The sequence below is a fragment of the Myxacorys sp. genome (genome assembly GCF_059501405.1).
Map to the genome: position 1 here is coordinate 14,996 of NZ_JCACCM010000187.1, position 24,810 is coordinate 39,805.

The 24,810-nt window shown below is 49.8% G+C and carries 39 protein-coding genes; 34 read left to right on the plus strand and 5 right to left on the minus strand.

Annotated elements, in window-relative coordinates; translation table 11 throughout:
• Positions 1 to 6: 6 nt before the first annotated feature.
• The gene (locus AC5I6P_RS26025) at positions 7 to 843 is read right to left on the minus strand and encodes a sulfurtransferase (protein ID WP_495696681.1); all 837 of its coding nucleotides are present in this window, start codon (positions 841 to 843) and stop codon (positions 7 to 9) included.
• 205 nt (positions 844 to 1,048) lie between these two features.
• Between AC5I6P_RS26025 and AC5I6P_RS26030 the strand changes: the two genes are divergently transcribed.
• A complete protein-coding gene (locus AC5I6P_RS26030; RefSeq protein ID WP_495696682.1) occupies positions 1,049 to 1,231 on the plus strand; it encodes a YqaE/Pmp3 family membrane protein in 183 nt (60 codons plus the stop codon).
• 77 nt (positions 1,232 to 1,308) lie between these two features.
• On the opposite strand, the gene AC5I6P_RS26035 is transcribed toward AC5I6P_RS26030, so the two are convergent.
• From AC5I6P_RS26035 to purH, 4 genes are all read right to left on the minus strand, one after another.
• Positions 1,309 to 1,872 (minus strand): hypothetical protein, encoded by a 564-nt coding sequence (locus AC5I6P_RS26035; RefSeq protein WP_495696683.1) that lies wholly within the window; start codon positions 1,870 to 1,872, stop codon positions 1,309 to 1,311.
• Between the two features lie 137 nt (positions 1,873 to 2,009).
• Positions 2,010 to 2,729 carry a rhomboid family intramembrane serine protease gene (locus AC5I6P_RS26040; protein ID WP_495696684.1) on the minus strand — a complete coding sequence of 240 codons (720 nt, stop codon included), beginning with the start codon at positions 2,727 to 2,729 and terminating at the stop codon, positions 2,010 to 2,012.
• Between the two features lie 325 nt (positions 2,730 to 3,054).
• Positions 3,055 to 3,531 (minus strand): DUF4079 domain-containing protein, encoded by a 477-nt coding sequence (locus tag AC5I6P_RS26045; protein WP_495696685.1) that lies wholly within the window; start codon positions 3,529 to 3,531, stop codon positions 3,055 to 3,057.
• Positions 3,532 to 3,637: 106 nt separating this feature from the next.
• Complete coding sequence (gene purH / locus AC5I6P_RS26050) at positions 3,638 to 5,191, minus strand: bifunctional phosphoribosylaminoimidazolecarboxamide formyltransferase/IMP cyclohydrolase (protein WP_495696686.1); 1,554 nt, start codon at positions 5,189 to 5,191, stop codon at positions 3,638 to 3,640.
• A gap of 499 nt (positions 5,192 to 5,690) precedes the next feature.
• Between purH and AC5I6P_RS26055 the strand changes: the two genes are divergently transcribed.
• From AC5I6P_RS26055 to rpmE, 33 genes are all read left to right on the plus strand, one after another.
• Entirely contained in the window at positions 5,691 to 6,326 is a 636-nt protein-coding gene (locus AC5I6P_RS26055; RefSeq protein ID WP_495696687.1) for an alpha/beta hydrolase, read from the plus strand.
• A 156-nt stretch (positions 6,327 to 6,482) separates the two neighbouring features.
• Positions 6,483 to 6,695, plus strand: coding sequence for a protein IsiD (gene isiD / locus AC5I6P_RS26060; RefSeq protein WP_495696688.1), 213 nt, complete (start codon positions 6,483 to 6,485; stop codon positions 6,693 to 6,695).
• 99 nt (positions 6,696 to 6,794) lie between these two features.
• Complete coding sequence (gene coaBC / locus AC5I6P_RS26065) at positions 6,795 to 8,018, plus strand: bifunctional phosphopantothenoylcysteine decarboxylase/phosphopantothenate--cysteine ligase CoaBC (RefSeq protein WP_495696689.1); 1,224 nt, start codon at positions 6,795 to 6,797, stop codon at positions 8,016 to 8,018.
• Between the two features lie 730 nt (positions 8,019 to 8,748).
• Positions 8,749 to 9,390, plus strand: coding sequence for a 50S ribosomal protein L3 (rplC, locus tag AC5I6P_RS26070; RefSeq protein WP_495696690.1), 642 nt, complete (start codon positions 8,749 to 8,751; stop codon positions 9,388 to 9,390).
• Positions 9,391 to 9,401: 11 nt separating this feature from the next.
• Positions 9,402 to 10,034: a 50S ribosomal protein L4 gene (rplD, locus tag AC5I6P_RS26075; RefSeq protein ID WP_495696691.1), complete on the plus strand. Its 633-nt coding sequence runs from the start codon at positions 9,402 to 9,404 to the stop codon at positions 10,032 to 10,034.
• Positions 10,024 to 10,329 carry a 50S ribosomal protein L23 gene (locus tag AC5I6P_RS26080; protein WP_495696692.1) on the plus strand — a complete coding sequence of 102 codons (306 nt, stop codon included), beginning with the start codon at positions 10,024 to 10,026 and terminating at the stop codon, positions 10,327 to 10,329. The genes rplD and AC5I6P_RS26080 overlap by 11 nt, the downstream gene beginning before the upstream one ends.
• Positions 10,330 to 10,350: 21 nt before the next feature.
• The gene (rplB, locus tag AC5I6P_RS26085) at positions 10,351 to 11,214 is read left to right on the plus strand and encodes a 50S ribosomal protein L2 (protein ID WP_495696693.1); all 864 of its coding nucleotides are present in this window, start codon (positions 10,351 to 10,353) and stop codon (positions 11,212 to 11,214) included.
• An 18-nt stretch (positions 11,215 to 11,232) separates the two neighbouring features.
• The gene (rpsS, locus tag AC5I6P_RS26090; RefSeq protein ID WP_495696694.1) at positions 11,233 to 11,511 is read left to right on the plus strand and encodes a 30S ribosomal protein S19; all 279 of its coding nucleotides are present in this window, start codon (positions 11,233 to 11,235) and stop codon (positions 11,509 to 11,511) included.
• Positions 11,512 to 11,521: 10 nt separating this feature from the next.
• Complete coding sequence (gene rplV / locus AC5I6P_RS26095) at positions 11,522 to 11,884, plus strand: 50S ribosomal protein L22 (protein WP_495696695.1); 363 nt, start codon at positions 11,522 to 11,524, stop codon at positions 11,882 to 11,884.
• A gap of 32 nt (positions 11,885 to 11,916) precedes the next feature.
• Positions 11,917 to 12,669, plus strand: coding sequence for a 30S ribosomal protein S3 (gene rpsC / locus AC5I6P_RS26100; protein ID WP_495696696.1), 753 nt, complete (start codon positions 11,917 to 11,919; stop codon positions 12,667 to 12,669).
• Between the two features lie 88 nt (positions 12,670 to 12,757).
• Positions 12,758 to 13,189, plus strand: a complete 432-nt coding sequence (rplP, locus tag AC5I6P_RS26105; RefSeq protein ID WP_495696697.1) for a 50S ribosomal protein L16 — start codon at positions 12,758 to 12,760, stop codon at positions 13,187 to 13,189.
• A 3-nt stretch (positions 13,190 to 13,192) separates the two neighbouring features.
• Positions 13,193 to 13,405: a 50S ribosomal protein L29 gene (rpmC, locus tag AC5I6P_RS26110; protein WP_495696698.1), complete on the plus strand. Its 213-nt coding sequence runs from the start codon at positions 13,193 to 13,195 to the stop codon at positions 13,403 to 13,405.
• A gap of 16 nt (positions 13,406 to 13,421) precedes the next feature.
• Positions 13,422 to 13,670, plus strand: a complete 249-nt coding sequence (rpsQ, locus tag AC5I6P_RS26115) for a 30S ribosomal protein S17 (protein WP_495696699.1) — start codon at positions 13,422 to 13,424, stop codon at positions 13,668 to 13,670.
• 17 nt (positions 13,671 to 13,687) lie between these two features.
• Positions 13,688 to 14,056: a 50S ribosomal protein L14 gene (gene rplN / locus AC5I6P_RS26120; protein ID WP_495696700.1), complete on the plus strand. Its 369-nt coding sequence runs from the start codon at positions 13,688 to 13,690 to the stop codon at positions 14,054 to 14,056.
• Positions 14,056 to 14,403 carry a 50S ribosomal protein L24 gene (rplX, locus tag AC5I6P_RS26125; RefSeq protein WP_495696701.1) on the plus strand — a complete coding sequence of 116 codons (348 nt, stop codon included), beginning with the start codon at positions 14,056 to 14,058 and terminating at the stop codon, positions 14,401 to 14,403. Before rplN ends, rplX begins: the two co-directional genes overlap by 1 nt.
• 60 nt (positions 14,404 to 14,463) lie before the next feature.
• Complete coding sequence (rplE, locus tag AC5I6P_RS26130; RefSeq protein ID WP_495696702.1) at positions 14,464 to 15,009, plus strand: 50S ribosomal protein L5; 546 nt, start codon at positions 14,464 to 14,466, stop codon at positions 15,007 to 15,009.
• Positions 15,010 to 15,030: 21 nt separating this feature from the next.
• The gene (rpsH, locus tag AC5I6P_RS26135) at positions 15,031 to 15,432 is read left to right on the plus strand and encodes a 30S ribosomal protein S8 (protein WP_495696703.1); all 402 of its coding nucleotides are present in this window, start codon (positions 15,031 to 15,033) and stop codon (positions 15,430 to 15,432) included.
• 74 nt (positions 15,433 to 15,506) lie between these two features.
• Positions 15,507 to 16,055: a 50S ribosomal protein L6 gene (gene rplF / locus AC5I6P_RS26140; protein ID WP_495696704.1), complete on the plus strand. Its 549-nt coding sequence runs from the start codon at positions 15,507 to 15,509 to the stop codon at positions 16,053 to 16,055.
• Between the two features lie 3 nt (positions 16,056 to 16,058).
• A complete protein-coding gene (gene rplR / locus AC5I6P_RS26145; RefSeq protein ID WP_495696705.1) occupies positions 16,059 to 16,421 on the plus strand; it encodes a 50S ribosomal protein L18 in 363 nt (120 codons plus the stop codon).
• A 13-nt stretch (positions 16,422 to 16,434) separates the two neighbouring features.
• Complete coding sequence (gene rpsE / locus AC5I6P_RS26150; RefSeq protein WP_495696706.1) at positions 16,435 to 16,956, plus strand: 30S ribosomal protein S5; 522 nt, start codon at positions 16,435 to 16,437, stop codon at positions 16,954 to 16,956.
• 59 nt (positions 16,957 to 17,015) lie between these two features.
• Positions 17,016 to 17,468, plus strand: coding sequence for a 50S ribosomal protein L15 (gene rplO, locus AC5I6P_RS26155; RefSeq protein ID WP_495696707.1), 453 nt, complete (start codon positions 17,016 to 17,018; stop codon positions 17,466 to 17,468).
• 166 nt (positions 17,469 to 17,634) lie between these two features.
• Complete coding sequence (gene secY / locus AC5I6P_RS26160; RefSeq protein WP_495696708.1) at positions 17,635 to 18,939, plus strand: preprotein translocase subunit SecY; 1,305 nt, start codon at positions 17,635 to 17,637, stop codon at positions 18,937 to 18,939.
• Entirely contained in the window at positions 18,939 to 19,487 is a 549-nt protein-coding gene (locus tag AC5I6P_RS26165) for an adenylate kinase (RefSeq protein WP_495696709.1), read from the plus strand. Before secY ends, AC5I6P_RS26165 begins: the two co-directional genes overlap by 1 nt.
• 192 nt (positions 19,488 to 19,679) lie before the next feature.
• Positions 19,680 to 19,910, plus strand: coding sequence for a translation initiation factor IF-1 (infA, locus tag AC5I6P_RS26170; RefSeq protein WP_026148794.1), 231 nt, complete (start codon positions 19,680 to 19,682; stop codon positions 19,908 to 19,910).
• Between the two features lie 102 nt (positions 19,911 to 20,012).
• Positions 20,013 to 20,126, plus strand: coding sequence for a 50S ribosomal protein L36 (gene rpmJ, locus AC5I6P_RS26175; RefSeq protein WP_162424848.1), 114 nt, complete (start codon positions 20,013 to 20,015; stop codon positions 20,124 to 20,126).
• A gap of 139 nt (positions 20,127 to 20,265) precedes the next feature.
• Positions 20,266 to 20,649: a 30S ribosomal protein S13 gene (gene rpsM / locus AC5I6P_RS26180; protein ID WP_495696710.1), complete on the plus strand. Its 384-nt coding sequence runs from the start codon at positions 20,266 to 20,268 to the stop codon at positions 20,647 to 20,649.
• A 110-nt stretch (positions 20,650 to 20,759) separates the two neighbouring features.
• Positions 20,760 to 21,155, plus strand: a complete 396-nt coding sequence (gene rpsK, locus AC5I6P_RS26185) for a 30S ribosomal protein S11 (protein ID WP_495696711.1) — start codon at positions 20,760 to 20,762, stop codon at positions 21,153 to 21,155.
• 127 nt (positions 21,156 to 21,282) lie between these two features.
• On the plus strand, positions 21,283 to 22,221 hold the full coding sequence (locus tag AC5I6P_RS26190) for a DNA-directed RNA polymerase subunit alpha (RefSeq protein WP_495696712.1): 939 nt from the start codon (positions 21,283 to 21,285) through the stop codon (positions 22,219 to 22,221).
• A gap of 141 nt (positions 22,222 to 22,362) precedes the next feature.
• A complete protein-coding gene (rplQ, locus tag AC5I6P_RS26195) occupies positions 22,363 to 22,713 on the plus strand; it encodes a 50S ribosomal protein L17 (protein ID WP_495696713.1) in 351 nt (116 codons plus the stop codon).
• A 7-nt stretch (positions 22,714 to 22,720) separates the two neighbouring features.
• Positions 22,721 to 23,572 (plus strand): tRNA pseudouridine(38-40) synthase TruA, encoded by an 852-nt coding sequence (gene truA, locus AC5I6P_RS26200; RefSeq protein ID WP_495696714.1) that lies wholly within the window; start codon positions 22,721 to 22,723, stop codon positions 23,570 to 23,572.
• A 25-nt stretch (positions 23,573 to 23,597) separates the two neighbouring features.
• Entirely contained in the window at positions 23,598 to 24,056 is a 459-nt protein-coding gene (rplM, locus tag AC5I6P_RS26205) for a 50S ribosomal protein L13 (protein ID WP_495696715.1), read from the plus strand.
• On the plus strand, positions 24,056 to 24,463 hold the full coding sequence (rpsI, locus tag AC5I6P_RS26210; protein ID WP_495696716.1) for a 30S ribosomal protein S9: 408 nt from the start codon (positions 24,056 to 24,058) through the stop codon (positions 24,461 to 24,463). Before rplM ends, rpsI begins: the two co-directional genes overlap by 1 nt.
• A 96-nt stretch (positions 24,464 to 24,559) precedes the next feature.
• On the plus strand, positions 24,560 to 24,784 hold the full coding sequence (rpmE, locus tag AC5I6P_RS26215; protein WP_495696717.1) for a 50S ribosomal protein L31: 225 nt from the start codon (positions 24,560 to 24,562) through the stop codon (positions 24,782 to 24,784).
• The last annotated feature ends 26 nt before the right edge of the window (positions 24,785 to 24,810 follow it).

Below are 24,810 nucleotides of genomic sequence, written 5' to 3' on the forward strand. Positions count from 1 at the left end.
GAAGAGTCACAGTTGGTAGGAACACCAATCACTCCAGCTTCCGGCATATAGCTTCCCTTCTCGATCGATCGCGGCAAGAGAAAGCAAATTAACGCAGGCTGAAACGCCCGAACCGCAGTACACCAAGATTTCTGGTGTGGACTGAAGATCTGACCAGTGATCGCGCAATTGATCGTCTGATTTTAACTCCCCTTGCTCGGTCGTCACCTCTTGCCAAGGATAATTGACTGCACCCGGAATGTGACCTGCGATCGGATCGATTGGCTCTCGCTCTCCTCGATAACGTTCTGGTTCGCGAGAATCGACTAATGCAACGTCAGGAGAGTCTTTTTTAGCTTTCACTGCTTCTATGTCTACAACCCAATCAGGGCGAGGATTTGGGATGAAGTCTCCTGATTTCTGTGGCGGAATATCAGGAGTGACTGCGCCTCCTGCTGCTTTCCAAGCTTGGAATCCGCCATCTAGAACTGCAACGCGATTGGCTTCGCCAAGCTTCGTAGAATCGTGACCTAAATATCGCAATAGCCACCACAACCGAGCCGCAAATGCAAACCGAGAATCATCGTAGGCAACAACCAAGCTAGAGGCGGTAATGCCCATTGCAGAAAGTTTGGCACTTAGCCTTTTCGGATCTGGCAAAGGATGTCGTCCGCCATGTTTTTGAACCGCGCTCGATAAATCCTGATCGAGATCTAAATAGTAGGCTCCTGGAATATGCCCTGCTTCGTACTGTTGCCGTCCGAGTGACGGCTCCATTAAAGCAAAGCGACAGTCGATCACAACGACTTGAGCTAAGTTTTCTTGGAGCCATTTGGCAGAGACAATTGGAGACTGACTGAGCATGATCTTTATCTTGCAATTTTATAGCGCTTGCCAAAGCCAATGGCACAGCCTCTACTCTATCTCACGGGCGGGTTAGCCTTGAAGCTTCTACTCCTGATCAAGATCTGCAAATGAAGTTTGATCCTGTCTAAAGAGAGAAGCTATGCGATCGCAGATTGATGAGAATTAAAGCATGTTGTATAAAACGAATGCTTAGAGAAATCCTATGAAATTTTTACGTCTTGTATCGGCTATTTTGCTGCCTCCCCTAGCTGTGTTTCTTACTACAGGCATTAGCACAGGCTTAATTGTTAATGTTCTTCTAACTGCCCTAGGCTGGGTTCCGGGTATTATTCACGCCCTTTGGTTAATTCAAAAAACGGAAGAACGACGGGAAGGCGTTTACTAAATTAGAAAAGCATCTCAATCCTAGGACTGAGATGCTTTTTGCTAATGCACACCTACTTCAATCAACGTTGAAGAATATTAGGTTGAAGGTTTTACATTCTTCGCCATTTCAAGGAAAGAACTCATATTTGCACCAGGCCGACGACGAGTGCTTGTTGGCTTGGGCGCTAAGTATTCGGTTGCAAAGCTGACTGTTGGCTTCGGCATGTTGAGAGCAACATTGGCAGGGGCCGGAGGCTGCGAACCATTACTGGAGGCAGCACCTACTTTGGCAGATTCCGCCTTGGTAGGCGCTGCTTTGCCTTTATCCGCACCTGTAGCCGACTTGGCTGAAGCTTGAACCGCTTTTGCTGAGTCCCCTACAGAGTTTTTAACTGCTTTGACAGGTTCTGCGTTTGATAACTCCGCTACGGAAGCTTTAGCCGCCTTGATTGGCTCTGCTTTTGCTCCGTTAGAGGCAGCCTCGACTTTAGCGGGTTCTGGTTTAGCGGATTTCTCTTCGTCTGTACTAGGAAGCGGCGCAAACTTAGATTCGTCTGCCTCCATGTAGTAACCGCCATTTTTTTTGCCGCCTAGCAGCCCGCCAACAAATGAAAGAATGCCGCTAAATAGTTTTTTGATGAGATTAATTAAACCGCTCATGTATCACTGCTCCTGGGATGAGTGCTGAATCCTGAAGTTTCTGCCAACTGAAAGACAAATTTAGATAAGACTTCCTTAATCTCATTATCAGTCTCTCCTGGATCTCCTTGCAATACTTCATCCCAGTTTTTTAAAATTTAGTAGGTTCTTTCTGCCTCGCTACTGCTATTCGAGAAGAGTCCTAGCAAAGGTCCAAGAACGGCTCCAAATACGAATCCACCTGCGTGTGCCCAATAGGCGACACCGCCCCGCTCCATGCCAATGTTTGCCGGAACGCCAAGACTAGCAATGCCATAGAGGGCTTGTTGCAGAAACCAGATGCCAAGGTAAGCGTAGGCAGGCAACCGAATTGGAATCAGAATACCCAGCGGAATGAGCGTCAGAATACTAGCTCTAGGAAATCGCAGAATGTATGCGCCCATGACGCCCGCGATCGCGCCACTCGCACCCAGCGATGGAATCGTCGAGTTGGATGAGAAATACCATTGCGAAAGGGCAGCTAACGCTCCACAGGTTAAGTAGAAAAGCAAGAATTTGACGTGCCCTAATCGATCTTCTACGTTGTTGCCAAAAATCCACAAAAACAGCATATTTCCGGCGACATGAAGAAAACCACCATGTAGAAACTGCGAGGTGAATAACGTAATCCATTCGGGAAAAGGCTGATACCCCAGTTCTCCACCGGCAAAGTGCCGCGATAGCTCTTGAGGTATGACTGCCCAGGTGTAGAAGAAGTTTTCGAGTTGCGGTGGTGTTCTGGTGAGTTCGTATGCAAAAACTAAAATGTTGACTGCAATTAACCCATACGTTACATAGGGTTTGATGCGAGTTGGATTGTCGTCGCTGATCGGAAACACGAATTTTGCCCCATAGTAATCCTTTAGCTGGAACAATAGCGAATTTATAGCGATCGCGTCTGTTGATCTGAAGACAGATTCCGCCTATTCACATCAGTTTTGATTAATCGTGTCGAAGAACCCAACGGCTTCAATATGAGATAGACCGCCTTCGATTTTGGCGATCGCTGGAAACGACTCAAACACGTTAGCGGATTTTTTGAAATCCTACTCAACGAACTCAACTAGTGGTGCTGAGTTCGGGCATACCGTCTTTAGCAGCTAAAAATAATGGGGCACAACAAATGCACCCCCAAAATTAGAAATAAAAGTTAGCTAACTGTCGCTACGTCCCCATGCGTTTGATGATGTTCTGCACAATAGTGATGCCAGTAATCGCTTGGTATCCAAATAACCCCGTAATTGCCACATTGATTGCAATGTGACTGTACCGCGCCCAGTCTTGTCCCTTCTGCATAAAGGGCGATAGCGATGCGGAAACGGCAATCATTCCCGTCATGCCTAGTCCAATGAGCAAGTGTGGAGCGACAAACAACTTACCGCTGTTGATGTAGGTTGCTCCCATTGCGCCGATTGAACCGACGACCATAATGGCAAGCACTACCGAGCCAATTTGGTAATGTTTGACATTGAATTTTTCTTTGAGAAGGTTCTTCTTCAGGTCTCCCGTGGCAGTGCGGGCACGCCGCCATTGAAGTCCCGAATACAAAGCGTAGATGGTTAATGCTAGTAGCACCCACATCAAAACGGGATGGACAAACTGACTATAAACTTTGAGGAACTGAAGTAACTCAGAAGGCATAGAGGTTCTTTGTCTAAATGAGGAGGTTAATAAAACTTAGCATATCGTACCTCCTCTCAATTCCCGGTGCTCTGTGAACCTCTGCTCTAGATTTCTGCGCTCAGTTTTAGTGCAAGAAATGGCGAATTCCGGTGAATGCCATGACGATTCCAAGCTCGTTCGCCGCATCGATGGATTCTTGATCACGCAAACTGCCACCCGGTTGAACGATCGCACTAATTCCGGCAGCCGCAGCCGTGCGAACCGAGTCATCAAATGGAAAAAATCCATCACTCGCGAGAATGGCTCCTTGAACCTGTTCACCTGCTTGTTCAAGCGCGATTTTGACAGAGCCAACGCGGTTCATCTGCCCTGCCCCGACGCCGATCGTTGTACGATCGCGGCTCACCACGATCGCATTCGACTTGACATGCTTACAGATCTTCCAAGCAAACAGCAGTTCGGCGAGTTGTTCGGGCGTCGGTTTCTTCTCGGTAACCAGGTTCCACTGGTTCACATCGGCAACGATGTCATCGGCGGCCTGAACCAAAAAGCCACCTGCGATCGCTTTGACCTGTTGAAGTGCGCCCGTCGTCAGATCCGATAGAGTCAGCACCCGAACTTTTGACTTACCCTGTAAAATCTCTTGCGCGTCAGGGTTGCACACTGGGGCAACTACGCATTCTAGAAAGGTTTTCGTCATAGCGGTAGCAGTGGGGGCATCAATCGGACGATTCAACGCCACAATGCCACCGAATGCTGAGATCGAATCTGCATTAAAGGCTTTTTCGTAGGCTTCGAGCAAGGTTGCTCCCATTGCTGAGCCGCAGGGATTGTTGTGTTTGATGATGGTAGCGGTGGGGTCGCTCTCTGGATCAGCGAACTCAGCGATAATCGATCGCGCTGCTTCTAGATCCACCAGATTGTTGTAGCTCAGTTCTTTGCCTTGTAACTTGGTAGCGGCAGCCCAGCCCGTCGGAGTGGCTCCAGTCTGATACCAAGCTGCCTCTTGGTGAGGGTTTTCGCCATAGCGCAAGGGTTGAACTTGCTGTCCGGTGAGGGTGAATGCATCGGGGAGAACGCCTGTTTGCGCTCCTTGGTTCTCAAGATAAGCCGAGATGGCGCGATCGTAGCTGGCGGTATGTTTGAATGCTTGCAAGGCGCAGGTTTGCCGGAAAGCCAATGATGCGACTCCGTTATGCTGGCGCAACTCTTCTAAATAGGAGTTGTATTGATCCGAATTGCAGAGAACCGTTAAATGAGCAAAGTTCTTAGCTGAGGCGCGGATCATTGCAGGCCCGCCAATGTCGATCTGCTCGATCGCTTCGGGTAACGTAACGCCCGTTTTAGCGATCGTGGCTTCAAAAGGATAGAGATTCACCACAACCAGATCGATCGGACGAATCTGCTGGGCTTCTAAATCTGCAATATCCTGCGGTTCATCTCGCCGCGCCAAGATTCCACCATGAATCCGGGGATGGAGTGTCTTCACCCGTCCTCCCAAAATCTCCGGCGACCCTGTGTAGTCTGAGACCTTAGTGACAGGTAAGCCTGCTTCCTTCAAAGCTTGTGCAGTTCCTCCACTGCTGATCAGGTCAAACCCAAATTCTTCTACCAAACTCCGAGCCAAATCAATCAGCCCAGTTTTATTTGAAACGCTCAGTAGAGCTAAACGTGCCATGAGTTCAATCCTGTCAGTTAAGTCGGTCTCTCTCAGGATAAGGGATGATGGCAATGTCGAAGAGGTCAAGGAGATTAGGAAGACGCGAGGAGCAAAAACGATATAGAAGAATGACCTGAAGTTCAAACGTAAGCCTTTAAGCTTTATCGCTGATGCTCAGAGCTTCATCGTTGAATGTTTAAGCATCAAGCCTGAATGTTTGAGCTTCATCGTTGATACTCAGAGCTTCATCGTTGAATGTTTGGACATCAAGCGTGAATGTTTAAGCTTCATCGTTGAATGTTTGAGCATCAAGAGCGAATGTTTAAGCTTCATCGTTGAATGTTTGAGCATCAAGCGTGAATGTTTAAGCTTCATCATTGAATGTTTGAGCTTCGTCGCTGATAGTTTGAGGTTCAGAAAGGAACGATCCAGAGAAATCATCCCCCTCATTTATCTTCTCTGCCGAACTCCCTCCATCCCCTCTATGATCGGAAACGGAGAGTTACCCGCTAAATCAGTGTCTTTGCAAGCTATCACCATTCCACCCCAATCTGGTCAGTCGCCTAAAGGCTTAATTGTCATCCTCCACGGTTGGGGCGCAAGTGCTCAAGATGTCGCCTTCTTGTGTTCCCTACTAAAACTGCCCAACATTCAATTTATGGTGCCTGACGCACCTTTTTCGCATCCTTACAGCACCACCGGAAGAATGTGGTACGACCTCTCAAACATCGCGAGCTTTCGGAGCGACATTAGCCAGCAACCCGACTTGAAAAAGAGCCGTCAACTCCTAATCGATTGGCTGAAATCTTTAGAAGCCAGCACCGGAATTCCTTTATCGCGAACCATTTTGGGTGGCTTCTCCCAAGGTGGCGCGATGACGCTCGATGTCGGAACCCAGCTTCCATTAGCTGGATTAATGGTGATGAGCGGTTATCTGCACAGCGCAATTTCTCGCCAGCCCAGCTACCCGCCTATTTTGCTGGTGCATGGTCGTCAAGACTCCGTTGTGCCGCTATCCGCTGGCCATTTTTCAAGACAACAGCTAACCGCGATCGGGGCAAAGGTGGACTACAAAGAATTCGATATGGGACACGAAGTTTCTCCCCTAGTCCTGAATGAAGCGCAGCAATTCGTCGAAAAGATTCTGCTCTAAGTTTGAAGGATTGCGAACCGAGATTAACGAAACCTTTACTCTAGGTTCCAACTAGGGAAGCTGAAGTAAACTTTAATTAGGGGTCAGCCATCTGTTTCATTAGTTCAGTACAGTAGTCAATACAGCAACAGATGGATTTAGAGGGAGGTGAAAGCCGTGCAGACATTCAAATATACAGAACTCGATGTGGCTAAGCTCACAGAGTCAGACATTCAAACGTTGGCAATTCGGTTGGAGCAAGATGACTATAGCAGTGTCTTCGATGGCTTAAACGATTGGCATTTGCTCAGAGCGATCGCATTCCAGCGTCCTGAACTAGTCGAACCCTACCTCTATCTTCTAGACTTAGAAGCCTACGATGAAGCATAACCGCCTAATTTTGAAGTACAAATTTAAGCCTACGCCGCTCGCTCATCGGGCGGTTTTTCATTTTAATCGCGCCTCGATCTATTAATTGCGCTTCAAGTCATGCAGGGTAAACGCATTCTCTTTGGCATTGGCGGCGGCATTGCTGCTTACAAAGTCTGTCATCTCGTCTCAGCGCTGGCAAAATCTGGGGCAGAGGTGCGGGTCATGCTCACAAAGTCCGCCCAATCCTTTATTACCCCCCTAACGTTTGCCACCCTCAGTCGTCATGCTGCCTACACCGACGATGATTTTTGGAGTCCGGCTCATCATCGCCCCCTCCACATCGAGCTTGGTGAATGGGCAGAACTTTTTGTTATCGCACCGTTAACCGCTAATACTCTCGCCAAACTGAGTTACGGTATGGCGGATAATTTGCTAACCAATACGGTTTTAGCATCCATCTGTCCAGTGTTATTAGCTCCGGCAATGAATACAGACATGTGGGAGCAACAGAGCGTTCAACGTAATTGGAATCAGCTTTTACTTGACTCGCGCTATCATGCTGCGAATCCAGGAGCCGGAATTTTAGCGTGCGATCGCGTCGGTACAGGACGCATGGCAGAACCCGAAGAACTCTTGCCTCACATCCAATCGCTGCTCTACACCGGAGGAACTCGCGACCTCACTGGCAAACACATTCTAATCAGCGCAGGCGGAACCCGCGAACATTTTGATCCAGTGCGCTTCATTGGCAATCCCTCGACTGGAAAAATGGGAATTGCGATCGCGCAAGCGGCTTTGCATCGCGGCGCAAACGTCACCCTAGTTCATGCCCCAATCGATGCGCATTTGCTGGCTCCCCTCAAATCGATTCGTCTTGTTCCGGTCACCAGTTCTGCCGACATGAGGCACGTGATGAGAGAACACTTACTAGACGCCGATTGGATTGTTATGTCTGCAGCGGTTGGAGATGTACAACCAACCCTTTACAGCGCAGAAAAACTACCCAAAAAAGATCTGCCGATTGCTCTACCGCTCGAACCGATTCCTGACATTGTGGCGGAGTTAGCCGCCCTGAAACGTCCGGATCAGCGATTAATTGGATTTGCCGCTCAAACCGGAGATTTTGTCACCCCTGCGATCGCGAAGCTAGAGCGAAAAGGACTAGATGCGATCGCGGCCAATCCGGTCGATCAACCTAATAGTGGGTTTGGCAGCGATACCAATCACGCTGTTTTCCTTGATCGCACAGGTCGCCATGTTGAAATCCCGTCGTGCAGCAAATTAGAAATGGCGCATCGTTTGCTCAGCTTTGTTGATGCGATCGACAACGTTAATCGCTAGTGAACGTTGCCCAAAACGAATTGATCGAACTGCAATAACTCAAGACAGATTGTATTAGTAGTTAAACGCTTTGCGAACAGGAGAGCACAGACTACGATCGCGCGTTATTTTCACTGGTAGCGGTCAAAACAACCTCACTCTTTACATCTACAGCTGAATAATATATGTGTTCTTATCGATTTCGAGGGCGGAAGTAGCCACCCTCAAATCCGTTCTATTTACCATCCCACCCAAAAAACTTAGAAAATATGTGGACAATACTGACTTTATTAATCTATAGTGTTTAATTGTCGCTAAAATTTCAGTTATACGATTTCCTGACAAAATCTATCAGATTAGCTTCTTGCAGAGAGAATCTGAGCAGTGCTTTAAAAAATGCTGTTTAATCAGGAAAATTTTAGAGCGATCGCATCTTCAGGCGAGAAAGCTGAGAATTCCGTCAAGGTTTCCATTTAGCTTCGCGTTTGATCCCAGCAACCGTTGGATACTGACTAGTGCGCTAGCCAAGTCCATCGCTGGTGAAAGCATCCTAGAGTCTAGCTCCAAAACAGCTTTGAGTCGGTTGCCTGAAGTTCAACTCAAAAAAGCGGAATCCGCTACCTCTTGATCTCCTAGAGGCAAGATTCTTTCGGTCTCTAGACCGTAGAGTCCATTGGAGTGACTCAAATCTGCGATATTCAAAATCGCAAGTTTGACATGTTTACATGTAAGAAAAAGGAGACCCGTTACCGTGACAGTCGGTATTCTCGGAACAAAACTTGGCATGACTCAAGTGTTTGACCCAACAGGAAAATCTATTCCTGTCACCGTCATTCAAGCCGGTCCATGCCCGATTACTCAAGTCAAAACCAAAGCAACAGACGGCTACTCCGCCATTCAAATTGGGTTTGGTGAAGCGAGAGCAAAAGTTCTCAATAAGCCGTTGCTAGGACACTTAGCCAAGACCAACACTGATCCTGTGCGTCACCTCGTTGAGTGCCGCGTTGAGGATGCTAGTGAGTATGAACCCGGTCAGCACCTCAAAGCTGACTTGTTTGAAGCAGGTCAACTAGTTGATGTCGTTGGCACGAGCATCGGTCGCGGCTTTGCAGGCTACCAAAAGCGCCACAACTTCAAACGCGGTCCAATGGCTCACGGTTCCAAAAACCACCGCGCCCCCGGTTCTACTGGAGCTGGAACAACCCCTGGACGGGTCTATCCCGGTAAGCGGATGGCAGGTCGCCTCGGTGGAACCCGCACCACGATTCGGAAATTAACCGTCGTCCGTATTGATGCTGAGCGCAACCTCATCCTGATTAAAGGGGCAGTTCCTGGTAAGCCCGGTGCTTTGGTGCAAATTATGCCTGCAAACATTCGTGGCAAGAAGGGCTAAGGAGTAGAGACATGGTGGATTGTGTAGTCAAAGATTGGCAGGGAGCCGAGAACGGTACGGCGTCTTTTGAACTGAAAGTGGCGAAAGCAGAAACCGCAAAAAGTGTGGTTCATCGCGCGTTAGTTCGTCAGTTGGCTAATGCTCGTCAAGGAACCGTCTCGACCAAGACTCGCGCTGAAGTGCGCGGAGGCGGACGGAAGCCTTGGCGTCAGAAGGGAACGGGTCGCGCTCGTGCTGGATCGAATCGTTCTCCGCTATGGCGGGGCGGCGGTGTGATCTTTGGGCCGAAACCCAGAGATTACTCGCTGAAGATGAACCGCAAAGAGCGGAGACTGGCGTTGAGAACTGCCTTTCAAAGCCGAGTTGAGCAGTTGGTTGTGGTGGAGGATTTCGCCTCCAACTTAGCGCGTCCTAAGACAAAAGAACTCGTTGGAGCATTGTCTCGTTGGGGCATTGAGCCAGAATCGAAAGTGCTGATGATTGTCGCAGAGCGCAACGAGAATGTGTATCTCTCGGCTCGGAACGTCGCCAATCTCAGACTAATTTCAGCAGACAACCTCAACATTTTTGATCTGCTCCATGCAGATCACATTGTGGCAACGGCATCTGCGATCGCGAAAATTCAGGAGGTTTATGGTGACTGAACTCGACCCCCGCAACCTAGCGGATATTATTCGTCGCCCGATTATTACGGAGAAGGCAACCCGCTTGCTGGAACTCAACCAATACACGTTTGAAGTTCCTCCTAAAGCGAAGAAGCCTGAAATTAAAGCGGCAGTCGAATATCTATTTGATGTGAAAGTGACCGGCGTAAGTACGATGCTTCCTCCTCGCAAAAAGCGTAGAGTCGGCAAGTACCAAGGGTTTAAGCCTCAGTACAAGAAAGCGATCGTCACGCTTGCCGAAGGCAACTCGATTACACTATTCCCCGAAGTATAAATTCTCAGAGAGTAACCAGTTATGGGTATCCGAAGTTATCGACCCTACACCGCTGGCACACGAGAGCGCAGCGTTTCTGACTTTGCGGAAATTACAAAGTCAACCCCTGAAAAGTCTTTGACCATCTCTAAACATAGACATAAAGGGCGTAACAATCGCGGTGTTATCACCTGTCGCCATCATGGGGGCGGACACAAACAGCTTTATCGCATCATCGACTTTAAGCGAGACAAGCGCAATATGCCCGCAAAGGTTGCTGCTGTTGAGTATGATCCCAACCGTAACGCTCGTCTCGCGCTGCTGTTTTACCAAGATGGTGAGAAGCGCTATATCATTCATCCTGCTGGATTGAAGGTGGGTACAACAATTCAAGCAGGTGCGGATGCGCCAATCGAAGTGGGCAACGCGCTACCCTTGGAGAAGATTCCTCTCGGCACAATCGTTCATAATGTCGAGCTTCAGCCTGGCAAAGGCGCTCAGATGGTGCGCGCGGCTGGGGCACAAGCTCAAGTGGCGGCGAAAGAAGGCGACTATGTGACGCTGAAACTGCCTTCAACCGAAGTTCGGATGGTGCGTAAAGAGTGTTACGCCACGATCGGACAAGTTGGAAACTCAGAACATCGCAACATCAGCTTGGGTAAAGCGGGTCGGACACGTCATAGAGGTCGTCGTCCTCAGGTTCGTGGTAGTGTGATGAACCCTGTGGATCACCCCCATGGTGGTGGTGAAGGACGGGCCCCAATTGGTCGTCCGGGTCCTGTAACTCCTTGGGGTAAGCCAACCTTGGGTGCGAAGACTCGCAACAAGAAAAAGCTGAGTAGTGCGCTGATTGTGCGTCGTCGTCGGAAGACCTCGAAGCGCGGACGTGGCGGACGGGAATCGTAATTTAGGGAGACTGTAAATATGGCACGTTCACTAAAGAAGGGTCCGTTCGTTGCAGACCACTTGATGAAAAAGGTTGAGGCAGCCAGAGCAAAGGGCGATAACCAGGTGATCAAAACTTGGTCTCGTGCTTCAACAATTCTGCCTCAGATGATTGGATTGACGATCGCTGTCCACAACGGTCGTCAGCATGTTCCGGTATTTGTATCCGAACAGATGGTTGGGCACAAATTAGGTGAATTCGCGCCGACTCGGACATTCCGGGGTCATGCAGGCGGCGATCGCAAGGCGCGTCGATAGGAGATAAATTATGGCAACTCAAACAGCAGGAGAAGTAAAAGCGATCGCACGGTACATCCGGATGTCACCGTTCAAGGTGCGGCGGGTACTCGATCAGATTCGAGGGCTATCGTACCGCGAAGCGCTAATTATTCTCGAATTTATGCCCTATCGTGCCTGCGAGCCGGTTCTCAAGGTGCTGCGATCGGCGGCAGCAAACGCTGAACACAATGAAGGCTACAACCGCGCCGATTTGATTGTCAGCCAAGCCTTTGCTGATCAAGGACCTGTCCTCAAGCGATTTCGACCGAGAGCGCAAGGACGTGCCTATCAAATCCGCAAGCCGACTTGTCACATCACAGTGGCAGTGATGCCCGGTGCTTCCGATTCATAACCGTTCTTTACTGCGTTTCTGAGGACATATTTGTGGGACAAAAGATTCATCCAAACGGTTTTCGGCTTGGGATCATTAAAGATCACCAGTCCCGTTGGTTCGCGGATGCAGAACGCTATCCTGATCTATTGCAAGAGGATCACAAGATTCGCGAGTTCTTTCTCAAGAATCCGAAAAATCTTGACAACCTGAAAAAGCCAGGAATCTCTGAGATTCGGGTTGAGCGTAAAGCCGATCAAATCGATCTCGAAATTCGCACTTCGCGTCCTGGCGTGGTTGTCGGTCGCGGCGGTGCTGGGATTGAAGTGTTGCGCACGAACTTGCAGAACGCATTAGGTGACAGCGATCGCGCCATCCGGATCAACGTCGTTGAAGTCGCTCGCGTTGATGCTGATGCTGCCCTGATCGGGGAGTATATTGCTGAGCAGCTAGAGCGGCGGGTTTCCTTCCGACGTGTGGTTCGCCAAGCGATTCAACGCGCTCAGCGGGCCGGCATTGAAGGGATCAAGATTCAGGTTAGTGGTCGTTTGAATGGGGCTGAGATTGCGCGTCCTGAATGGACTCGTGAGGGCCGCGTTCCGCTACATACCCTGCGGGCTGATATCGATTACGCTTACTGCACCGCCGCTACAATTTACGGCACGCTTGGTATTAAGGTGTGGGTCTTTAAGGGTGAAATTATTCCTGGACAAGAGCGAGTTGAAGAAGCTCCGACCAATCAACAGCCGCGTCGTCGCCAACAGCGTCGTCGTCAGCAATTTGAAGACCGATCAAACGAGGGATGAGGGATGAAGGATGAGGGATGAGAGATAAATTCTTTCGGCCTTCCATTCTGCATCTCGCCTCCTGACTCTTATTCATTGGTATCGAGTCATGTTAAGCCCAAGAAGAACAAAATTCCGCAAACAACAGCGCGGTCGGATGGCAGGATTGGCAACGCGCGGCAGTGATCTGAACTTTGGAGATTTCGGATTGCAGGCGCTAGAGCCATCTTGGATTACCGCTCGTCAGATTGAAGCGGGTCGTCGTGCGATGACTCGTTACATTCGCCGTGGCGGAAAAATCTGGATTCGCGTCTTTCCCGACAAACCTGTAACCGCACGCCCTGCTGAAACCCGAATGGGTTCTGGTAAAGGTGCGCCCGAGTTCTGGGTTGCTGTCGTCAAGCCCGGTCGGATCTTATTTGAAATTGCAGGCGTACCCGAAGCAACCGCTCGGGAAGCGATGCGCCTTGCCTCGTTCAAAATGCCGATCAAAACCAAATTTATTGTTCGTCAACAAATTGAAGTTACGGAGGAGTCCTAACTTATGTCTCTTCCCAACGTTGAAGATGCAAGAAAACTAAACGACGAAGAACTTTCTGAGCAAATTTTGGCATCGAAGCGAGAGCTATTCGAGCTGCGGATGCAGAAAGGGACTCGTCAGCTCGAAAAGCCGCACCTGTTCAAACACGCCAAGCACCGCTTAGCTCAGTTGTTGACAGTTGAACGCGAACGACAGTTGAAACAAGGCCAGAGCTAAACGGAGTCGAAACCCAATGGCAGTGAAGGAAAGAGTTGGCTTAGTTGTCAGCGACAAAATGGATAAAACCGTAGTGGTTGCCGTGGAAAACCGCGCTCAACACCCCAAATACGGAAAAATCATGGTTCGGACAAAGCGCTATAAAGCGCACGATGAAGAAAACAAATGCAAAATGGGCGATCGCGTCCGTATTCTGGAAACTCGCCCTCTGAGCCGTACTAAGCGCTGGGCTGTTGCCGAAATTCTAAGCAGTTCCAAGATCTAAGGTCGCCGGAGGCGGACATGATTCAACAAGAAAGTTACTTAAATGTGGCAGACAACAGCGGTGCACGCAAACTAATGTGCATCCGCGTAGTGGGCGGCGGTAATCGCCGTTACGCCGCTGTAGGAGATGTCATCGTCGCCGTTGTCAAAGATGCCCTACCCAATATGGCAGTCAAAAAATCGGATGTGGTCAAAGCCGTGGTCGTGCGGACGAAAAAAACGATTCGTCGCGATAGCGGTATGAGCATTCGGTTTGATGATAATGCCGCCGTGATTATCAACCAAGACGGCAACCCTAGAGGTACCCGTGTCTTTGGTCCGGTTGCGCGTGAATTGCGCGATAAGAACTACACCAAAATCGTTTCCTTGGCTCCGGAGGTGCTGTAATGGCGACGAAAAAGAAGACCGTCACCCGTCACAGAATGCATGTGAAAAAGGGCGATACGGTGCAAGTGATTGCAGGTAACGATAAAGGCAAAGTCGGTGCGATCGAAGAAGTGTTTCCCAAAACCAGCAAAGTGCTGATTAAAGGGGTAAACGTTAAAACAAAGCACATTAAGCCTCAAGGCGAAGGTGAATCCGGGCGGATTGAGACCCTAGAGTTTCCGATTCACAGCTCCAATGTAATGCTGTATTCCGAGAAGCAAAAGGTCAGAAGCCGCGTCTGCTACACCTTTACCGAAGACGGTCGTAAGGTGCGAATGCTGAAGAAAACAGGCGAGATCATTGACTAGCTTCAGCCCCAATACTCTCTATAGCTCCCTGACCAAGCCCAGGGAAAGGATTAAATCAGTATGGCGACAGGACTAAAAGCGATCTACCAAGATAAGGTCGTTCCAACGATGATGGAACAGTTCAATTATGAGAACATCCATCAGGTTCCGAAGCTCGTGAAAATCACGGTGAACCGGGGTTTGGGAGAAGCCTCCCAAAATGCCAAGGCGCTAGAAGCTTCGGTAGCAGAAATTGCAACCATTACAGGGCAAAAGCCAGTCGTAACCAGAGCCAAAAAAGCGATCGCAGCGTTTAAACTCCGCGAGGGAATGCCCGTCGGAGTCATGGTAACGCTGAGAAGCGATCGCATGTATGCCTTTATGGATCGCCTGGTGAATCTTGCCTTACCTCGCATTCGCGACTTTCGTGGCATCAGTCCGAAAAGTTTTGACGGTCGAGGAAACTATACGCTCGGTCTGAGAGAACAGTTGATTTTCCCAGAAATCGAATACGACAGTATCGATCAGATTCGCGGCATGGACATTTCAATCATCACTACTGCAAATACTGACGAAGAAGGTCGTGCCCTGCTCAAGGAATTGGGTATGCCTTTCCGGGACAACTGATGCAGCATCACAGAGGAAACTATGGCAGCTAACGACACAATTTCAGACATGCTGACGCGCATCCGAAACGCGAGCTTGGCGCGGCATCAAACAACAGAGATTCCGGCAACTCGCATGACTCGCAGCATTGCCCAAGTGCTAAAAGCAGAAGGATTTATTGGCGACGTTGAGGAAGTTGGCGAAGGCGTCAAGCGCAACATCGTCCTCACCCTCAAGTACAAAGGCAAAACCCGCAAGCCGATCATCACCGCCTTGAAGCGTGTTTCTACTCCAGGACTGCGAGTTTACTCCAACACCAAGGATTTGCCACGCGTGTTAGGCGGCATTGGAATTGCGATCGTCTCTACGTCAAGCGGCGTGATGACAGATCGCGACGCTCGGCGGTCGGGTGTGGGTGGCGAAGTCCTCTGCTATGTCTGGTAAAGAAGGTTGTTGTCGCAGTTTACTAGAGCAACCATAAAAGAAGTCAGCAGAAACAGTCAAACGAGGAATCAGCTATGTCTCGGATTGGAAAACGTCCTATCCCCATTCCCGCCAAAGTCACGGTCACAATCGACGGGCAACACGTCACGGTCAAAGGACCGAAAGGTGAACTCTCACGGGTTTTGCCCCCTGAAGCCATTGTTGTGATGGAAGGAGACACGATTACGGTGACTCGCCGTGATGAATCTCGCGCCGCTCGTCAGCGTCACGGATTGTGTCGCACCTTAGTTGCCAACATGGTAGATGGCGTATCTCAAGGCTTTCAGCGCAAGCTTGAAATTCAAGGGGTCGGCTATCGGGCGGCAGTTCAAGGAAAAAATTTGAATCTCAACATGGGGTACAGCCATCCTGTGTTGATCGAGCCACCAGACGGCATTCAGTTTGTAGTTGAAAACAATGTCAACGTCACGGTGACCGGAATCGACAAGGAAATTGTTGGTAACACTGCCGCTAAGATTCGTGCCGTTCGTCCGCCTGAACCCTATAAAGGCAAAGGCATTCGCTATGCGGGTGAAGCGGTTAGACGCAAAGTTGGTAAGGCTAGTGGTAAAGGGAAGAAGTAAACTATGAAATTAAGTCGTCGAGATTCTGTTCGTCGTCGTCACAGCCGCATTCGCCGTTCCCTCTCTGGCACACCGGAGCGTCCCCGGATGGCTGTATTTCGGTCCAATCAGCACATTTATGTGCAGGTGATTGACGATGTCGCTCAAAGTACATTAGTTTCTGCTTCTACAGTCGATAAAGACCTCAAGGAGGAGCTGAAATCGGGTTCAAACTGCGATGCTTCAGTAGCAGTAGGCAAACTAATTGCAGAGCGGGCGAAGGCGAAGGGGATCGATCAAGTCGTGTTTGATCGGGGCGGAAACCTGTATCACGGTCGTGTGAAAGCGTTAGCAGACGCCGCTCGTGAAGCGGGCTTAAATTTCTAGGAGAACTTGAATCATGGCAAAGGCTAGAAAAGAAAAGCGCACCCGTGAAAAGGAAAGCGACTGGCAAGAGCGCGTTGTGCAGATCCGTCGAGTGACCAAAGTGGTCAAGGGTGGTAAAAAGCTCAGCTTCCGTGCGATCGTTGTGGTCGGAAACGAGCGCGGTCAAGTCGGCGTTGGCGTTGGTAAAGCGGCAGACGTGATCGGCGCAGTGAAGAAAGGTGTGGCGGACGGCAAGAAGCACTTGGTTGAAGTGCCACTCACCAGAGCCAATTCGATTCCTCACCCCGCAACTGGTGCAGGCGGTGGCGCGAAAGTGATGATGCGCCCGGCGGCTCCGGGTACGGGGGTAATTGCTGGGGGTGCGGTACGCACAGTGCTTGAGTTGGCTGGCGTGAAGAATATTCTCGCAAAACAACTCGGTTCTGATAATCCGCTTAACAACGCTCGTGCAACGGTCACGGCATTGGACAATCTGCGTACCCTTCAGGATGTAGCTGAAGAGCGTGGCATTCCGGTTGAAAACCTTTATGGCTAAAGCGTGTTACAAAATGCGCTATCCAATCCGTTTGTAAACACTTACCCGAAGCGAACATCATGAGAATAGAAGATGCTCAACCCCAAAAGGGGTCAACAAAGCGCGGTCGTCGGGTCGGTCGGGGAATCGCGGCGGGACAGGGGGCAAGCTGCGGTTTTGGCATGAGAGGTCAGAAATCCCGTTCTGGTCGCCCGACTCGACCTGGATTTGAAGGAGGACAAACGCCACTTTATCGTCGTTTGCCGAAGTTGAAGTACTTTACGGTAATCAATGCCAAAGAGTATTCCATTGTCAACGTTGAAGATTTGGCTGAGCTACCTGCTAATGCTGAAGTCACCCTAAAATCATTGCTTGAAGCGGGAATTTTGACGAGCGATCGCGCTCCGCTTAAAGTTTTGGGGAACGGCGATCTGTCTGTAGCGCTGAAGGTGAGAGCCGCAGCATTTACATCTGGTGCTCGCGCTAAAATTGAGGCAGCAGGCGGAAGCTGTGAAGTTGTGACTGGAGCATAATTTCACCTAACTCTAAGACACCCCTTAAAATGTGCGTGGTGAAGTCGTCCTTCTGTGCCGTTCTGGTTGAGGGACGTTTTGCCGTTCTAAGATTATTTCATCTGCAATTCTGCTAATCGTACTGTCATTAAGAACATCCGAATTTAATGTAAGAGGTACACCCTTCATGGTCGTTAGTCGAGATAAAACGCCCAGTGCACAGGAAACCTTTGCTCAGATGGCACAAGCCTCTGGGTTGAGGGGTCGTCTCCTGTTGACGATCGGGGCACTCATCCTGGTTCGTTTAGGAATCTTCATTCCGATTCCGGGCATCGATCGGGCGGCATTTTCTGCCAGCATCGCAAGTAATAGCGCCTTGGGCTTCTTGGACTTGTTCGCAGGCGGCGGTCTGAAAACCCTCGGTATTTTTGCCCTTGGTATTCTGCCATTTATTAACGCATCAATTATTCTACAATTGCTCACGGCTGCCATCCCGGCTCTAGAGGACTTGCAGAAGAATGAAGGTGAGGCCGGACGCCGCAAAATTTCCCAAATTACCCGCTATGTTGCTGCCGCTTGGGCTGTTATTCAAAGCACGCTGTTGACTGTCGGATTACTCAAGCCATTTGCGGAACAGTGGGGACCTGCTTTCGTTGTTGAGACGGTTCTGGCACTTTCGGCCGGCTCAATGTTTGTCATGTGGATTGGCGAACTGATTACAGAACGCGGGATTGGCAACGGGGCATCACTGCTGATCTTTCTAAACATTGTCTCGTCATTGCCGCAGTCGCTAGGGAGAACCTTCGACTTGGCGCAGACGGGCGATCGTACCATTGTTGGGGGTATCGTCGTTCTGTTGCTCGTCTTTCTAGCAATGGTTGTTGGCATCGTTTTCGTTCAAGAAGGCACTCGCCGGATTCCGATTATCTCGGCTCGTCGTCAGGTTGGGCGTCGCCAGTATATGGAAAGAAGCAGTTATCTACCATTGCGCCTCAACCAGGGCGGCGTGATGCCAATTATTTTTGCCTCTACCGTTCTGACGCTACCGGCGTTGATTGCTAACTCGTTTAGAAATAACGTCACGGTTGCCCAGTTTGCCAATTTCTTCAGCCCAACATCATGGTTCTACAACATTCTGTATCTCGTGATGATCTTGTTCTTCAGTTATTTCTACGCGTCGCTGGTCGTTCAACCAGAGGACATGTCGAAGAACTTAAAGAAAATGGGGTCAAGCATTCCGGGCATTCGTCCTGGAAAGGCGACAACAGAATATATTGAGCGTGTTTTAAACCGTTTGACCTTCTTGGGTGCTATCTTCTTAGGGGTCGTCGCGATCGTTCCAACGGTGATTGAAACTGCAACGAAAGTCCCTACATTTCAAGGCTTCGGAGCAACCTCACTGTTGATTTTGGTAGGGGTTGCGATCGATACGGCGAAACAGATTCAAACCTATGTGATTTCTCAGCGATATGAAGGAATGGTGAAACAATAGTGGCGCGACTGATTTTTCTAGGACCACCGGGAGCCGGAAAGGGTACACAATCGAAAATCTTGGCAGACTCTCATTCGATTCCGCACATCTCGACCGGAGAAATTTTGCGGGAGGCAGTGACGAGTCAAACGCCGCTAGGCATGAAGGCTCAACGCTACATGGAACGGGGTGAACTTGTGCCTGACCAACTAGTTGTTGACCTGATTCAAGAACGGCTAGATAAGCCCGATACTCAATCTGGCTGGATTCTCGATGGTTTTCCTCGAAATGTCATTCAAGCTCAGATCCTAGACTTTATCCTGAGCAAGCTCAGTCATGACTACGATCGCGTGATCAATCTCGACGTTCCGGATGAGACGCTGGTAGCTCGGTTGCTCAGCCGCGGTCGCAAGGACGATAACGAAGAGGTAATTCGGCGGCGTCTGGAGGTCTATCGCGATCAAACGGCTCCTCTAATCAGCTATTACGAGTCACGTGAAAAGCTTGTGACAGTTGATGGTAATCAGTCGATGGAGGCGGTTTCCTCGGCATTGAATAATCTCGCTTAAAGTCTCGCTTAGAGTTGAAATAGAAAATCAAACTGGCTAGGATGCAACATTCTCAGCCAGTTTTTGATTGAGCATCGCATCATTTTCGAGTACGGACATCCCGGATGTTGAATCACTGCTGAAAATCAATTTAATGATCTACACTCAAATAGGGTATGATTTGACCCCACCTGTATTTGGAGGAATTTCCGTTTGTCTAAACAAGATCTAATTGAGATGGAAGGTACGGTTGTTGATTCCCTGCCCAACGCTATGTTCCGCGTTGATTTAGACAATGGATTCAACGTCCTCGCCCACATCTCAGGCAAAATTCGTCGTAACTACATCAAGATTCTTCCCGGCGATCGCGTCAAAGTCGAACTGACGCCCTACGACCTCACAAAAGGTAGAATTACTTATCGCCTCAAAAATAAAGGCAGATAAACGCTCCATTGATCACAAAATATGCCAGATAGCAAGATATCTTTGACAAATGCTATAAAAAATTGTTAGGATGCTGTGTTTGTAGCGTTGCCGGAATTAGGCATGAAAGTTCGAGCATCAGTCAAACCGATTTGTGAGAAATGCCGCGTCATTCGTCGTCGCGGTCGCGTCATGGTGATCTGCTCTAACCCCAAGCACAAACAGCGTCAAGGTTAGGCAGTCAAAGATTGGCCGCCTGCTGCAAGAAGGAGTTGCTCTTGCAGCAGGCGCTTCGAGTTGTTCACGGAGTGTTGTTCACACAATTTAAGTGTTGTTCACACAATTTTAAGTCATCACACGTTAGGGAGATACGAGCGTGGCACGGATTGCCGGGGTAGACCTGCCTCGCGATAAGCGGGTTGAAATTGGTCTGACATATATTTTTGGAATTGGACTTACACGCGCCCAGGAAGTAATCGCAAAAACAGGCGTTAACCCAGATACTCGCGTGAAGGATCTGAGTGATGCTGATGTCGCGGCGCTTCGGGAAGCGGTTGAAGGGGGCTATCAAATTGAAGGGGATTTGCGACGATTTGAATCGTTGAACGTCAAGCGATTGATGGACATCGGGTGCTATCGCGGTCGTCGTCATCGAATGGGTTTACCAGTACGAGGTCAAAGAACCCGGACAAATGCCCGGACTCGTCGCGGCGGTCGTCGCACCGTTGCTGGTAAGAAGAAAGCACCAGGTAAGAAATAATGGATAGCTGCCACGAGACGCTTTTTGTGAGTCTGCTTGTGGCAGCTTTCCCTGAGTTTATAGAGAAACAATTCAACATTTTCCTCGATCGACGTACTTGAGAATTTGACATGGCAAGACAACCAGCACGGAAAACGGGACCGCGTAAGGCAAAGAAAAATGTGCCGAGCGGTGTAGCGCATATTCAGTCCACCTTCAACAATACGATCGTGACCATTTCGGATGTTCAAGGAGAAGTGATCTCTTGGGCGTCCGCTGGGTCAAGTGGTTTCAAAGGAGCGAAAAAAGGGACGCCATTCGCGGCTCAAACTGCTGCCGAAGCTGCCGCGCGCCGAGCGATGGATCAGGGAATGCGCCAACTTGAAGTCATGGTGAGCGGACCTGGTGCAGGACGAGAAACTGCGATCCGGGCATTGCAAGGCTCTGGAATAGAAATTACTTTGATTCGCGATGTTACCCCCATTCCGCATAACGGTTGCCGTCCGCCCAAGCGTCGCCGAGTCTAAGGATCGCCCGTTGCAAAAGGGCTAGCCGTGTTTGTTTTATTTTGCTGATATTTAGCAGCGAAACTCAGTTTCGGAGTCATAACAGAGGGCGTTGACCCTCGCAACGAAGGAAAAGGGAGGTTACTCCGTGGCACAGTTTCAGGTTGAATGTGTAGAGTCTAGTTCAGAGAACGACCAGAGCCAATATAGCCGATTTGTCTTAGAACCCCTCGATCGGGGTCAAGGAATGACCGTCGGTAATGCGCTGCGTCGAGTGCTGCTTTCTAATTTAGAAGGCGCTTCGGTGACCGCCATTAGAATTGCAGGCGTCACTCACGAATTTGCGACCGTTCCAGGTGTTCGAGAAGATGTGTTAGACATCATGCTGAACATGAAGAAGTTGGTATTCAAAACCTTTTCTTCCCAGCCTCATATTGGTCGTTTGTTGGTGCAGGGTCCGGCAACAGTGACCGCTGAGCAGTTCGATGTGCCCTCGGAAATTGAGATTGTTGATCCTGATCAATACATTGCCACCCTTTCCGCTGGGGCAACCCTGGAAATGGAGTTTCGGATTGAGAAAGGAAAAGGCTATCGCGGCGTCGAGAAAATTCGCGATGAAACGGCGATGGACTTTCTGCAAATTGACTCTGTATTTATGCCTGTGCGGAAAGTAAACTACAGTGTTGAAGATGGTCGGGTCGGCGGAACGCTTGAAAAAGACCGCTTGATCATGGAAATCTGGACAAACGGCAGCATGACTCCGCAAGAAGCGCTGAGTCAAGCCGCTAATATTCTGGTAGACCTGTTTAATCCTCTTAAGGATATTACCTTTGAGCCATCAGATGATGACTCGGCTTCAGATGACCATCCTGAAAGCCAAATTCCGATTGAAGAGTTGCAGCTTTCGGTGCGGGCTTACAACTGCCTGAAGCGCGCTCAAATCAACTCAGTCGCTGACTTGCTCGACTACAGCCAAGAAGACTTGCTAGAGATTAAGAACTTTGGTGCAAAGTCGGCAGAGGAAGTGGTCGAAGCCCTGCAACAGCGGTTGGGGATCACCTTGCCTCACTCGAAGTCTGCAAGCTGAGTAGTCAAGGATAGAAGGAGGATGAGGCATATAAGGAGAGTAGGGAAGACGCTGCAACCGCAGTTTATTTCTACCTTGACTTAACTCCTCGTCTCTCATCCCTTCCCCTCCAGTCAAACCTTATTTTCATAACAAACTATCATGCGTCACCGTTGCCGAGTCCCTATGTTGGGCAGACCTGCGGATCAGCGCAAAGCCCTCCTCCGAGCGCTCACGACTGAACTGATTCGCAATGGTCGAATTACTACGACCAAAGTCCGTGCTAAAGCTGTCCGCTCTGAAGCGGAAAAAATGATTACGCTAGCGAAAGACGGCTCTTTGTCGGCTCGTCGTCAGGCGATGGGCTATATCTACGACAAGCAGCTTGTTCACGCGCTGTTTGAGCAAGCTCCGGAGCGCTACGGTGCTCGTGAGGGCGGCTACACCCGGATTTTAAGAACGGTGAGTCGTCGAGGCGATAACGCAGATATGGCAATCATTGAATTGACCTAATTGCAGTATGGAATCGATGCCTCAGCCAACGACTCAGCGAGTTGCCTTAGTGATTCAATACTTGGGCACTCGATTTCATGGTTGGCAACGGCAACCGAATCAGCGCACGGTGCAAGAGGAGATTGAGCGGGCGATCGCATCAGTGGTCAACTATCCAGCTGTCATCCATGGCGCTGGTCGAACCGATACGGGTGTTCATGCAGCAGCACAAGTGGCTCACTTCGATGTCGTATCTCAAATTCCGGCGCATCGTTGGGCGAGTGTAATCAATGCTCGGCTGCCAGACGATATCTTGATCCGGGCTTCTGCCGAGGTAGAGTCTACCTGGCACGCTCGATTTTCAGCGTCTTGGCGGCGGTATCGATATACTCTCTATACTGATCCCCGCCCGAATTTATTTGTGCGATCGCAGGCGTGGCATTACTACTACGAGCCGATCAATGAGACGATCATTCAGAAGGCTCTTGATCCGCTAATCGGTCGGCATCATCTAGCGGCATTTCACCGAGCCGGGTCGAGTCGCCCCCACTCGTGGGTCGATGTGCAAGAAGTGATCTGTCAGCGCGACGGCTCATTTGTGTATATCGAAGTGCAAGCTAGTGGCTTTCTGTACGGCATGATGCGGCTTCTGATCGGTTTGCTAGTGCAAGTCGGACGAGGAGCGCTGTCGCTGAGCGAATTTACTCGGCTCTGGACGGAGCAATGTCGAGAAGAGGTTAAATATGCGGCTCCCGCTCAGGGATTATGTCTTTTACGAGTGGGATATCCTAACACGCCATTCTCGCCAGACATCTGGTTTGACACGCAGCCAAAGCTTACCTTACCGCCCGTCACCTCGCCCAAATATTGCCTCACCTAATTCAACTTCAACCTGAAACACTCTCATGGACAACAAAACTTATCTTCCCTCTGTTGCCACGATGGAGCGCAATTGGTACGTCGTAGACGCTACCGATAAACGCCTCGGTCGTTTGGCTACCGAAGTCGCCAATGTATTGCGCGGCAAAAATAAGCCTCACTTTACTCCCCATTTAGATACGGGCGATTTCGTCATTATCGTCAACGCTGAGAAAGTGGTTGTGACGGGCAAAAAGAGCACTCAAAAGCTCTATCGTCGCCACTCGGGTCGCCCTGGTGGTATGAAGACCGAAACGTTCGATAAGCTGCAAGCTCGCTTGCCTGAGCGGATTCTTGAAAAAGCGATCAAAGGAATGCTGCCCAAGAACTCGTTGGGTCGTCAGCTATTCACTAAACTGAGCGTGTACGCGGGACCCGATCATCCCCACGCGGCTCAAAAGCCTCAAGTTTTAGAAATTAACACCATTCCTGGAGGAGAAGGGTAATGCAAGCGACTGAAGGACGGGTAATGTATCAAGGAACAGGTCGCCGAAAGACCTCGATCGCACGGGTTCGTCTCGTTCCGGGTGATGGTCAAATCGTCGTGAACGGTAAGCCTGGCGATTTGTATCTCCAATTTAATGCGGGTTATCTAGCGGCGGCTAAAGCTCCTTTAGAAACATTAGGTCTTGAAGGGGAATACGACATTCTTGTAAATGCTCACGGTGGTGGCTTGACCGGACAAGCGGATGCCATTCGGATGGGCGTGGCTCGCGCCTTGTGCCAGCTTGACCCTGAGAATCGTAAGCCGCTTAAGGTTGAAGGGTACTTAACTCGCGATCCGAGAGCGAAAGAGCGTCGCAAATACGGTTTGAGAAAGGCGCGTAAGGCTCCTCAGTTCTCGAAGCGCTAAGTGTTTGGCTTAGGTCAATTGTTAGAATAGATCAAGCGATTAACACCGAGCGTAACTCCGAAAGAAACGTAGCTTACTTAAACCAGGAGACAGAAAATGGCAAAAGACGGAATTCACCCGAAGTGGTATCCCGAAGCAAAAGTAATTTGCAACGGCGAAGTGGTAGCAACCGTTGGGTCTACCAAGCCTGAACTACATGTGGATGTGTGGTCTGGAAATCATCCGTTCTACACCGGCACTCAGAAGATTATTGACACTGAGGGACGAGTTGAGCGCTTCTTACGCAAATATGGCATGAGCGACGATCGCGCTAACGGCTAGGGTAGCTAGGTTGTGTTGACGGTCGA